The following is an 11,923-nucleotide window of genomic DNA, read 5'->3' on the forward strand; positions in this document are numbered from 1 at the left end:
AACTTCTCTAAATGGTTAATAAAGAGCGTTTAAAATCAGTATTGATTAAGATAAAGGAAAGAGGAATCTTCAGCCAGGAAATTCTCGAAGAACTTTCGAATGAAGAAAGGGACCTGGTAATTGAACTTTACAATGAAGGTCTTATCGGTGAAGCGATTAAACTTATAGAAGATTCTCATACTGAAAATGAGTGGGATCTATTAAAATCTAAGATTCTCACTGAACCAACCAAAGTCATTCCACTTTGGAAAAAGGCTCTGAAGTATGCCGCCATGTTAGTAGGGATTGCATTAGTGTCATACTTTTCATTTGATGGTCTAGAACAGGAAATTGATGTGAATCAAATGACGGGTACTATAAAATTGAAAACCGGGAATGATGTAGTTAAAATTCTCAAAGAGAGTGATAGTCAAAAAATAGTTTCTTCAACAGGTGAGGTATTGGGGGAACAGAAAGGAAATAAGATAAGTTATAAATCCACCTCGAAGATAGATGAATTAGTTTATAGCGAATTGGAGATTCCTTATGGTAAAATTTTTGATTTAGAGTTTTCCGACGGGACCATTGTACATTTAAATTCTGGAACCAGAATAAGATATCCCGTAAAATTTTTGAAGGGTTTAGATAGAGAGGTATACATTGACGGAGAGGCCTATTTTAAAGTTTCCGAAGATAAGAACCACCCCTTTGTTGTCCATGCGGATGAAGTAGCTGTAAAAGTTCTAGGAACAGAATTTAATATCACATCCTATAAGGAGGATAATGATATAAAGACAGTCTTAGTAGAAGGTTCTGTTAGTATGTCAAATTCTAATATAAATAATGTTGTTCTAAAACCAGGAGAAAAGGGTACCTGGAGTCGGGGAGCCAGTTCTACTTCCGTTGAACAAGTTGATGTAGGACTCTATACAGGTTGGATAAATGGAGAATTGTTATTCAGGAATGAGTCCTTTAAAAATATGGAAAAAAAACTAGAAAGGAAGTATAAGGTCAAAATTCAAAATAATAATCTGCTATTGTCCGATAAAAAATTCAATGCTCGGTTCAATGTAAATGTAGAAAGTATAGAGGATGTAATTAAATCTATAAGAGAGATACAAAAATTTGAATATGAAATAACCGAAGACAAGGTTGTCATTCATTAAATACTTTAACTAAACCAACAAATAACAATAAACTAGATCGCTTATGACAAAATAACCAATAAAAAAATCGGGAAATGCTTGAGACCATTTTCCCGATTAAAATTCGAATTAAACAATCTTATCCAAAATCATTTAATCATTTCAAAATTATGAAAAAATACCTTAATAGTAGGTTACCTCGATTGTGGTTGCCTAAAATGGATTTGAAAATGAAATTGACAACTATTCTTCTACTGGTTACGTTATTTCAAGTTCAGGCAAACTCATACGCACAAAAAACCAAACTAAGTTTACGGCTTGAAAATGAAACCGTTGAAAATATTTTCAACAATATTGAAGAGGTATCTGAATTTCGTTTTTTGTTCGAGACTGGACAAATAAATTTGGACCGAAGGGTTTCGTTGAATGTAGAAAATGAAAGCATAAATGGAATATTGCGATTGCTCTTTCGTAATACTGACGTTTATTATTCCGTAAGAGGGCGTCAAATTTTATTAAAAAAGGCAAAATTACCTGTGCCTATTAATAGCTCTTCAAACCAATCAACAAATACTTCACAAACAAACTTAGAGCAGGAACCCGTATCGGGAACAATTTTAGATTCTAATGGTGAACCTTTACCAGGGGCAAATGTACTTGAGAAGGGTACTACTAATGGAACACAAACCGATTTTGATGGTAATTATTCTATAAATCTTTCTACAGAAAATGCCGTTTTGATTATTTCCTATATAGGCTTTGCCACAAAGGAAGTACCTGTAGACGGTCAAAGTACCATTAATGTCACCCTAGAGGAAAGTACGGCGGGGTTGGATGAAGTGGTTGTGGTTGGTTATGGCACCCAGAAAAAGTTAAACCTTACTGGATCCGTAAGTGCCGTGGATAGCGAAGATTTGGAGAATAGACCAATTACTAGTTCCAGTCAAGCGCTACAAGGTGTCCAAGGGGTATATATAAACCAGATAGGGGGACAACCAGGAAATGATGCCGCCACTATTAGAATAAGGGGTGTAGGGACTTTAAACAACAATAACCCCTTGGTATTGGTCAATGGTATTGAATTTTCAATAAATGATTTGAACCCTAATGATATTGAAAGCATCACAGTTTTAAAAGATGCAGCTTCTGCAGCTATTTATGGGTCTAGGGCCGCAAACGGAGTTGTTTTGGTAACGACCAAAAAAGGTTCGGAACAATCACAGATATCATATAGCAACTCCGTTGGTGTACAGGAAGTGATTTCGCTACCTAGAGTAGTTAAAGACCCCGTACGCTGGATGGAATTGTATTCCCAGGCCCAATTAAATTTTGGAACGAGTGAAGATGCACTGGTATTTCCACAAAGTTTAATAGATGAGTATCGTCAGGGTATGCAAACCGACCCATTTACCTATCCCAATAATGATTGGTATGACATTATGTTTGACCCTGCTATAATCCAACAGCACAATCTTAGATTTACGGGAGGAAGTTCAAAATCAACATATGCATTATCACTCGGGATATTGGACCAAAATGGTGTTTTGCGAAGCACGGATTCTGAACGTTATAATGCCAACTTTACGGTAAATTCCGAATTGAATAAACATATCTCCATAGGTGGAACATTTAACTTCTCCTATAAGACCAGGGACGAACCCGTTGTAGGAATACAAGAGGTCATGGAAATGATTTTTAAGGCCCAATCCTATCATCCTACCAAATTGGAGGATGGGAATTATGGAATGAACTTTTTCGATATACCAGGCCATAGAAGATTTCGAAACCCCTTGGCGTTAACAGATGAAGGCGATACGGACATTAGAAATTTGAAGTTGTTCCTCAATACGTTTGCTGAGGTAAAGCTGCCTTTTAATATTGTATACAAATTGAATATAGGTTTGACGAGTGAAAATGAACGTCGCAAAATTTTCACTCCCCAAATTACCCTATATGATGCCAAAACGAAAGAGCCCACTCAAATTCAAGCAGGAGGGAACCCTTATGTAACTTTTGCCGGGCAACAAAGAGGTGTTGATCAAAGTGATGATGAATCCCTAAACTGGACCGTTTTTAATACTCTAAAATGGGACAAAGCATTCTCCGACGAGACGGATCTTTCAATTTTATTGGGTACCAGCTATGAAAAATTTGACAATAGTTTCTTTACTGCTTCAAATGAGGGTTATTTAAGTAATAACCTCTATGAACTTAATGCAGGTAGTACCAATCCAATAGTAAGCGGAACCTCCAGGGAATCTAGTTTGATCTCCTATTTTGGCAGGGCAAACTATGTATTGAACAATAAGTATCTTTTAGAGGCCAATTTTAGATATGATGGTTCCTCTCGTTTTGCACCGGGAAATAAATGGGGATTTTTCCCTTCCATGTCCGCGGGTTGGAGAATTAACGAAGAGAATTTTCTGAAGGAGGTTGACTGGTTAGGTCAGTTGAAGATCAGGGCCTCGTGGGGACAACTAGGTAATGAGAGGATTGGTTTCTTTAGGTATCTAGATCTTATTTCCCCTGGTCAGGATTACACTTTTGGCAATACCATTAACCCCGGTACAGCTGTACTTGTGGATAATGATGACGAAATATCATGGGAAACCACCACCATTTCAAATATCGGGGTGGACGCTAGTTTCTTTGGGGGCAAATTAACCACAAGTGTCGAGTATTTCGATAAAAAGACTGAGGATGTACTAAGGCCAGTGGGAATCCCTTCTCAAGTTGGTTCTCTTGGAGGTCCAATAAGAAATATTGGAACCATTGAGAACGATGGGGTGGAGGTTTCCTTAGGTCATAGAAACTATCTTGGGGATTTTAGATATGACGTATCCGGAAATTTGACATATATCACAAATAAAGTTGTGGACCTAAATGGAGAAATTATTCTTGAAGATAATTCCACAGATGGACGGGGTCCTTTTAATATTACGCAAGAGGGGAAACCCATTAACCAATTTTTGTTGTACCAAGCAGATGGTCTATTTCAATCTCAAGATGAAATTGATGCCCATGCTTTCCAGGGGACGGATACCAGGCCGGGTTATATTCGATACAAGGATTTGGATAATAATGGGGTTATCGATCTTAACGACCGACAAGCAGAGGGAAATACTATACCCAAGTATACCTACTCATTTAATATTAATTTAGGCTATAAGAACTTCTCGTTAAATACCTTTTGGCAAGGAGTAGAAGGAGTTCAGACTTATAACAAACATGTGTCTGGGGTACCTTTTTGGTTTGGTACTTCCTTACCTGTTGGCTGGGCGAATGATTCATGGACCCCTGATAATAGGGATGCAAGTTTTCCTCTATTAACCAGGTACCAGGATACCCAGGCAACACTTTTTAGACCCAGTGATTTTTGGTTGTTGGATGCCTCATATTTAAGGTTAAAGAATATTCAATTAGCGTATGATTTTAATGCCGATGTATTGGAGAACCTGGGTATGACCAAATTGTCGATATTCTGTAATGCGCAAAACCTTTTAACATTTACTCCGTTGAAGGATTTTGACCCTGAAACCGATTTAATCGGTAATAACTTTTTTGATTACCCATCGACCAAAATTTACACGATTGGTCTTAACGTATCATTTTAATTAAACTATCATGAAAAGATTTAGATACATATATATATCATTTCTCTGTGCTTCAATTTCAGTGAGTTGTTCCAAGGAACTTCTAGAACTTGAACCAGCAGATCAAAGTTCAGTAGAAACGTATTGGACCTCGGAAGATAATGCCGTAGCAGCTCTAACAGGTTGTTACGAACCTCTGTTGGGACCTTACCGTGGTGAAGGGTCTTGGTTGTTGAAGTTGGAAGATATTACTCCCAATGCCTTTGAAATCGACGATGGTAGTGGAGCCTCTTCCATAGCGAGAGGAGACAATAATCCAACTTTACCATTAATAAATTCTAGATATCAAATTGCCTATGAGGGAATTGGTAGGACAAATACATTTTTGGCGAATATTGATTTGGTTCCTATGGACAAAGATGTCAAGGCAAGGTATATTGGTGAGGCACGTTTTCTAAGGGCCTTTTATTACCACAATCTGGTCGAGTATTACGGAGGGGTGCCACTAATTTTGGATCCTCCTAATAACAATACACAAGGTCAATTACCAAGAAATTCAAAACAAGAAATACTGGAAGTAATTTATTCGGATTTGGATGCAGCGGCTAGTGTACTGCCCATTTCCTATACCAGTACGGACGAAGGTAGGGCCACAAAGGGTACGGCACTAGCATTAAAAGCTAGGTCGGCACTGTATAACGAACGTTGGACCGAGGCTTTAGCGGCTGCCCAAGCCGTAATCGATTTGAATGAATATAGCCTTTTCCCTGATTATCGCGGACTGTTCTTGTTGGAAAATGAACGAAATAGCGAGGTTATTTTCGATGTTGGATTTCAATTTCCTGAAATTACAAACAACTACCATGAATTGTTTCAACAGGGAAATGTATTTAAAAGTTTGGTGGATGCCTACTTAATGACCGACGGACAATCCATAGAAGAATCAGGTTTATATGATCCTGACAACCCTTTCGAAAATAGGGATCCTCGATTGAACCAAACGTTGATTACCATTGGTTCTAATTTCAATGGTCAATTGGTTACCGGGGATGAGCTGTTTGCAGATCTTACGGGTTATGCGTATAAGAAATACACTTATTTTACGGATGATGAGGTAAGAACCGCTCCCCAACCCAATCAATCGGAAATAAATCCAATACTTTTTAGATATGCGGAAATGTTATTGACGGTTGCAGAAGCCGAAAATGAACTGAATGGACCAACTTCAAGAGCTTATGATGCTATAAATGAAGTTAGAAATAGACCATCAGTTGATATGCCTGATGTGGTGGCCGGATTATCACAATCAGAATTTAGGGATGCCTTGCGTTTGGAGCGAAGAGTTGAGTTTGCAGGGGAGGGGCTTTATTACAAGGATATTATAAGATGGCGTACTGCTGAAATTGTAATGAATCAAGATGGTCTTGATCAAAATGGAAATGTGATCGAGAGTAGAAGTTTTAATCCTGATAGGGATTACTTGTGGCCATTACCAGATAGGGATATTTTGCTAAATCCTAATTTGGAACAAAATCCGGGATACTAATAACACCAAATCAAAAGAGAATTATGGGGAATAGATATAAAACGTTACTAATTTTTACAAGTTTTTTTACTGCTTTAATGGGGTGGTCCCAGGTTTCTTCCCAAATAAAGCCGAATGTAATTGTAATCCTCACAGATGATCAAGGTTCGGTTGATTTGAACGCTTACGGAGCAACGGATTTGTATACCCCAAATATGGACAGATTGGCCAAAGAGGGGGTACGGTTTACCCAATTTTATGCTGGGGCTCCCGTATGCTCTCCGTCAAGGGCAGTACTTTTAACGGGAAAAACCAATTTAAGGGCGGGATTGCCCAATAACGTACCAATCCCGGAAAGGGCAGAGGAGACTGGTCAATACGGGCTTCCTACCGCAGAGGTTACCATGGCTGAAATGCTAAAGGAAAATGGGTACAGTACTGCTTTGATCGGAAAATGGCATTTGGGTCATAGACCTCAAAACCTACCCAATGGACAGGGTTTTGACTACTTCTTCGGACATCAACGAGGTTGTATTGACAATTATTCGCATTTTTTCTTTTGGGATGGGCCCAATAAACATGATTTATATAGAAATGGTGAGGAAGTATATTATCCAGGGGAGCATTTTTCAGAATTGATGGTTGATGAGATAAAGGGCTTTGTGGACAAGGAAGAAGGGAATCCATTTTTTATCTATTGGGCCTTTAATGCGCCACATTACCCATATCAAGGTACGCCTAAGTGGTTGGAACATTATGAGGATTTACCCACGCCTAGAAAGGAATACGCATCCTTTTTATCGAATACCGATGAACAGATTGGTAAGGTACTGGATTATCTAGATGAAAAGGGTCTTACCGATGATACCATAGTCATTTTCCAGTCCGACCATGGTCATTCTAGGGAAGCGAGGGCTTTCTATGGCGGAGGAAATGCAGGTCCCTATAGAGGTAGTAAGTTTAGCATGTTCGAAGGTGGCATTCGCGTTCCTGCCATAATCAGATATCCCAAAGAAATTCCAGCAAATCAGGTTCGAGATCAACTGGCCATGGAGACGGATTGGTTCAGTACGGTTGCCGATTTGGCGAATATTGATATCACTGACTTAAAAGTGGATGGTAAGAGTTTAATGCCCATTATCAAAAGCGCTAAAAAGAAGTCAGAGCATGATGCGGTATACTGGCAATTGGGAGGTTATGATGATAAAACGGCTCAATGGGTCGTACGGAAAGGACCTTGGAAACTTATAGGGAATGTAAATGAACCATTAGGAGAGGAAAAACAAAAAGAAATGCCTGGACTCTTTTTAGTGAATTTGGATGAGGACATCGGAGAACAAAACAATCTGGCGGACACCAATCCTAAAATATTGAAAGAACTATTGCAGTTGCACAAGACCTGGCTTACCTCAGTAAGAAAGGAAATGAACAAATAGTTGTTGAGTAATTATTTGAGTTGTTAGTTAGCTTGAAGCAAGGACGGATTTTCCGTCCTTGTTTATTTAATAATATTCTTTAATATAAGCATACGCCCTGTCAAACAACACCTGGTCCTTTATTTTATACTTGGCCCAAAGGATTTTTCTTAATGAGCTTTGGACCTCACGCTCACCTTGGTTCGATTGTTGCCATCCAGGAAACCTCACCATTCTTACAATAGTATCTATATCTGTGACGATACGCTCAACAACCGCGGGAGTTTTATCTGTTTTTAACTCCATGAATAATTCTGTCAAGGCGGCCTGGGGCGTTTTTTCTTGAATCAATGCTTCTAGTTCCTTTTCTGCCTGGACGGTTTCTTTGGCCAATTTGCAGAGCTCCTTTACAAATTCAATGGAGGTTATCAATCCTTGCTCAGCTTTGTCCCTGAGTTCCTCTAGCCGCTCGCTCAGTGATTTAAACTTCGGGTTGCCTGCATGTTTTTTGAATCGTTTGACCAGTATTTTTTCGAGTTTCTTCGCGTTCTTAGGGTCTGGATTGTTAAATATTTCTTCAATAACATCGGCATCCAGAACAAACTCATCCAATTGGTGCACATCCCCAACATGAATGTTTTCATGAATCAGTTTTGTTGTCTGTGCCCCTAAAGAAAACCAAAGTAATTTACCTAGGTTATCCCCAGCAGGTTTCACGGATTCAAAGACCTGTGACAACCATTTGTAATCGGAATTGTAGATATCCAAAAGGTTGTCCGGTGAAAGCGATTCCCAAAGTTTAGAAAGATATTTAAAGTCTTTTGCAAAGGCATCTTTCTTTTCGTCTGTGTTGATGGCGTTTTGCGCTGCTTCTAATCCTTCAAAACCACTTAAGGTTCTATCCACCTCCTTAAAATGGCTTAGGGCATCGCGCATAGCTTGTGGTAGTTTGCCTCGTAAGTCTGACAAATTTGAAATGACGGTCTTTACACTTTCCTCATCAAATTCTAATGCCTTTGCGGCATCGTCAAAAACACCAAAGTAATCTACGATTCTTCCAAATGATTTATTTGGATAGAGACGGTTGGTTCGGCAAATTGCTTGTAACAGGGTATGGTCCTTTATGGATTTATCTAAATACATGGTCTGCAAGATTGGCGCATCAAATCCTGTAAGGAGTTTAGCTGTGACGATAATGAATTTTAAATCGGACTGTGCATCATTAAATTCATCCACTATTTTTTCTTGTTGGCTTTTGTCAACTCCCCATTTTTGTTTGAACTCCAAAGGGTCATTGGCAGATGTAGAAATAACGACCTTACTTGCTTCTTCCGGAAAATAGGTGTCCAGTTCTTCTTTGTATTGAACACATGCATAACGGTCTGGGGTAACGATCATCGCTTTGAATCCATGGGGATTCACTTTTTCCTTAAAATGTGTGGCAATATCCGCTACAATTTTAGAAACCCGTTCAGGAGACTTTAAAAAGGCGGCCATTTTTGCTGATTTCTTATTCAAGGCATCCGCTTCTTCATCGGTCAGTGCCGCACTTTCCTTAAATTCCTTAAAGGCTTTGTCTATATTTTCCTTGTCCACATGAACATCTACCAATCTTGGTTCAAAGTGGAGTGGAAGGGTAGCATCATCTCGAATGGAATCTTGGAACGTGTACCGGGACATATACCCCTCCTTGTCTTCCTCTGAACCAAAAGCCCAAAACGTATTTTTATCCGCTTTATTAACCGGTGTTCCTGTAAGACCGAAAAGGAAAGCATTGGGTAGGGCCGCACGCATTTGTCTCCCCAAATCCCCCTCTTGGGTTCTGTGTGCCTCATCTACCAGGACAATTATGTTTTCCCGAGTATTCATATTGGGTTTTGCATCCCTAAACTTGAAAATCATTGAGACGATAATTTTACGGGTATCCCGTTCAAGCATGGTTTGGAGTTCTTTAATGCTATCCGTGGTTTCTACATTGGCTATATCTGCGGCATTGAAGGTGCCGCTAATTTGGGTATCCAAGTCCGTACGATCCACTAGAATAATTACGGTAGGACTCTTTAGTTCTGGCGTACGTCTTAATTTTTGAGCGGCGAATACCATTAGGAAAGATTTTCCCGAACCTTGAAAGTGCCAGATCAAACCCTTCTTAATACGACCCTCCTTAACACGTTCCACTATTTTATTGGAACCTTCATATTGTTGAAAACGAGGAATAATCTTAATTCTACGCTTCTTCTTATCCGTAGAGAATAAGGAGAAGTTCTGTAAAATATCCAGTAATCGATGCGGGTTCAATAGATCTGAAAGTTCTTTGCCTACCTCGCCTAATCCCAATCTTTTGGCTATGGCATCATCATCGTTTTCCAATCGCCATGGCGCCCAAAATTCCAAAGGACATCGTATGGCTCCGTAATACAATTCCTTTCCTTCCGTAGCGAAAGAAAGTATATTGGGAACGAATAATTGGGGTACGCTGTTTTCATAAATATCATGTATTTCATGAGCACCGTCCAGCCAACTAATGGATGGGCGTATGGGTGTTTTTGCCTCACCAACGACAACCGGTATTCCGTTGATCAACATGACAATGTCCGGAATCTTGGTTTCCCTATGGTGAATACGGTATTGGTTGGTAATGATATAGGTGTTGTTTTTAACATCCTCGAAATCTATGAGCTTAACCGGGACATGACGGTTATTCTCTCCAAAGGGCATTGTTTTTTCACCCGTTAACCATTTAAAGAACTCCTCGTTCGCCTTTACCAATCCTATTTGGTTAACTGCTAATAGTACCGCCCTTACTTTGTAGATAACTTCGTCAGCCAACTCTGGATTGACCGTAATTTCTGGATTCAGGCGGACCAAAGCGGCTTTAAGTTCCGTCTCCACCAAAACTTCATTGATGCCCCTTTTAATTTCCGAGGCCGTTTTGTAGTGCCAATTGGCCCCATAATTGGGTCTGGATTCTTCAACGGCATCCTTGTTTAAATTAACTCCGCTAAGCTGATGAACAATGTAATATTCTACACTGTTGAGTTCGTTAAAGGCCATTAATTATATTTTGAAATCGTTCCTTAATAATTTCCAAGCGTTCATCTGCCTGTTCATAATACAAGCTACCCCTAATTGCCGATATAATTGTACGGTTATCAGTAAGAAGTACCAATTTTTCTGCCAGATACGCTTTTAGCTCTGGGTCCGATGCCAGTACCTGAGCATCAATATCAGTAGTATAATTAAATAAGTACACGATATCTTCCAAATCATGACTAGCATAAACATCTTGGATTCCTCTGTCCATAAAAGCCTCCATTTTGGTGGCTAAAAAGTAGGGTAGTGGTAATACTTTTATGATGATATCCTCTAAATCTCTGGTTATGGCTTTATTGAACCCTTTCTCAAACCAAGGGTTAGAAGGGGCCCATCCAACGGCTTCCGTGGTCATAACATCCACTATTAAATCCTCAAATCTAAACCTGCAGGTAACAGTATCATCCGCATTTTGGGAAAATCCCTTTGCCACTAGGTCCTCCCGCAGTTCCTCCAATTTTGCGAAGGAGGCAATCTGAAAGGTAAGGTCAATGTCTTTGGTCACGCGGATATCTTCGGCGGCAGTATCATCAATGTATAGACTGACCACAGCACCACCAACATACACTACCCGTTCATTGAGGTCACCCAAAGCCAAAGCTACCTTCTTGGTAGCCTCTCTATTTAGTAAAGTATTTTTTAGCATATACGTGCTTCTAAAATTTCCAAAGCCCGATTTTTTTCGCGGGCACGCCCCACACGCACGGCATCCAATAGCGCCAATAACTCATGTAGATTAGGGTCAATAATAACAGCTTTAGGTACCGTGGGATATAAAGGCGTAATGCTTTGGCCTCTATCCCTTCCTTTCGCATACGGCCAAACATATTTTTCATCACTTAAAAATTCCATCGCTAAAGGTTCTGCACTATGTGCGGTTACCGTACCACGTACTATAGCCCCTGGGTGAACAGGGAAAATCACTGGAAGACCAAATTGGATGAAATCAAAAAAGAGCTTGCGTTCAACGTCTTGTCCTTTATTGATCAGTAAACCGGCATAGGTGGATCGTTTTAAAGAACTACTAATTTCTGACTGGCTCATCTCTAGGCTTAATGACAACTCCATCTGTGTATAGCTAGGGTCGTCATACGCAATGAGTTTTGCCAATACCACAATATCTTGTGGTTTCATTTGGTGTAGACTACTTTTTTTCATAAGTATCGTATATCG

The 11,923-nt window shown here is 39.6% G+C and carries 7 protein-coding genes; 4 read left to right on the forward strand and 3 right to left on the reverse strand.

Annotation, left to right across the window (positions count from 1 at the left end):
* Positions 1-11: 11 nt before the first annotated feature.
* From FEK29_RS08580 to FEK29_RS08595, 4 genes are all read left to right on the forward strand, one after another.
* Positions 12-1,145: a FecR family protein gene (locus tag FEK29_RS08580; protein ID WP_138258021.1), complete on the forward strand. Its 1,134-nt coding sequence runs from the start codon at positions 12-14 to the stop codon at positions 1,143-1,145.
* A 209-nt stretch (positions 1,146-1,354) separates the two neighbouring features.
* The gene (locus tag FEK29_RS08585; protein WP_138258022.1) at positions 1,355-4,738 is read left to right on the forward strand and encodes a TonB-dependent receptor; all 3,384 of its coding nucleotides are present in this window, start codon (positions 1,355-1,357) and stop codon (positions 4,736-4,738) included.
* Between the two features lie 10 nt (positions 4,739-4,748).
* On the forward strand, positions 4,749-6,263 hold the full coding sequence (locus FEK29_RS08590) for a RagB/SusD family nutrient uptake outer membrane protein (RefSeq protein WP_138258023.1): 1,515 nt from the start codon (positions 4,749-4,751) through the stop codon (positions 6,261-6,263).
* Positions 6,264-6,340: 77 nt separating this feature from the next.
* Positions 6,341-7,678, forward strand: coding sequence for a sulfatase-like hydrolase/transferase (locus tag FEK29_RS08595; protein WP_205123411.1), 1,338 nt, complete (start codon positions 6,341-6,343; stop codon positions 7,676-7,678).
* A 66-nt stretch (positions 7,679-7,744) separates the two neighbouring features.
* Here FEK29_RS08595 and FEK29_RS08600 read toward each other — a convergent pair whose 3' ends face one another.
* From FEK29_RS08600 to FEK29_RS08610, 3 genes are read right to left on the reverse strand one after another with little or no spacing between them, the layout of a single operon-like run.
* The gene (locus FEK29_RS08600) at positions 7,745-10,711 is read right to left on the reverse strand and encodes a type I restriction endonuclease subunit R (protein WP_138258025.1); all 2,967 of its coding nucleotides are present in this window, start codon (positions 10,709-10,711) and stop codon (positions 7,745-7,747) included.
* Positions 10,701-11,396: a nucleotidyl transferase AbiEii/AbiGii toxin family protein gene (locus tag FEK29_RS08605; protein WP_138258026.1), complete on the reverse strand. Its 696-nt coding sequence runs from the start codon at positions 11,394-11,396 to the stop codon at positions 10,701-10,703. Before FEK29_RS08605 ends, FEK29_RS08600 begins: the two co-directional genes overlap by 11 nt.
* A complete protein-coding gene (locus FEK29_RS08610; RefSeq protein ID WP_138258027.1) occupies positions 11,390-11,884 on the reverse strand; it encodes a hypothetical protein in 495 nt (164 codons plus the stop codon). Before FEK29_RS08610 ends, FEK29_RS08605 begins: the two co-directional genes overlap by 7 nt.
* Between the last annotated feature and the right edge of the window lie 39 nt (positions 11,885-11,923).

Source organism: Maribacter aurantiacus, from assembly GCF_005780245.1.
GTDB lineage: Bacteria > Bacteroidota > Bacteroidia > Flavobacteriales > Flavobacteriaceae > Maribacter > Maribacter flavus.